A 661-nucleotide genomic window follows, 5' to 3' on the forward strand; every position below is an offset into this window, starting at 1 on the left:
CCGTGCAGATGGGTCAGTAGTCGGTGGTCACTTGAACGAAGCCATTATTTCAGGTACCGGTGAAATTTTTGTTCATATGATTTCTGGTGAAGTGGAACGGTCAAAAGACGAAGCAGAAACCGGCTTGAACTTGTTCGATTTCAATAAATAAGGTCTTTGTTCGTCTGATTGGAAAATGAATGTTGTCTTACTAACAGAAAGTTTCCTAACTAACAAATTGTAAGCTAAAATCTTGTGTTAATTCGGATTTGAAATTATAATAGAGCTATCTAAAAATATATTCAAAAATGAACGGAGAATAATGATGACAACAATGAAAGAGAAGTTTGGTTTTAAACCAAATGATGGCTTGCAATTTGGCCTGTATTCTTTAGGCGACTATGCCCCAAATCCACATACCAACCAAGGGGTAGGGGAACAAAAAAGAGTTCAAGAATTAATTGAAACAGCTCAGCACGCTGAACAAGCTGGCTTAGATATTTTTGCCCTTGGTGAATCTCACCAAGAACACTTTGTCTCTCAAGCCCATGCAGTCATTTTAGGGGCTATTGCTCAAGCGACGAGTAAGATTAAATTATCCTCTTCATCAACTGTTGTATCGACATCTGACCCGGTTCGAATTTACGAAAACTTCGCTACTTTAGATTTAATTTCTGACGGA

The 661-nt window shown here is 38.1% G+C and carries 1 protein-coding gene; it reads left to right on the plus strand.

Annotated features, from left to right (window positions below):
* Positions 1–304 precede the first annotated feature (304 nt).
* A partial coding sequence (locus tag ACRCJ0_RS18055) for an LLM class flavin-dependent oxidoreductase (RefSeq protein ID WP_431391516.1) occupies positions 305–661 on the plus strand: 357 nt, incomplete at its 3' end.

It is taken from the genome of Aerococcus sp. L_32, from assembly GCF_050689315.1.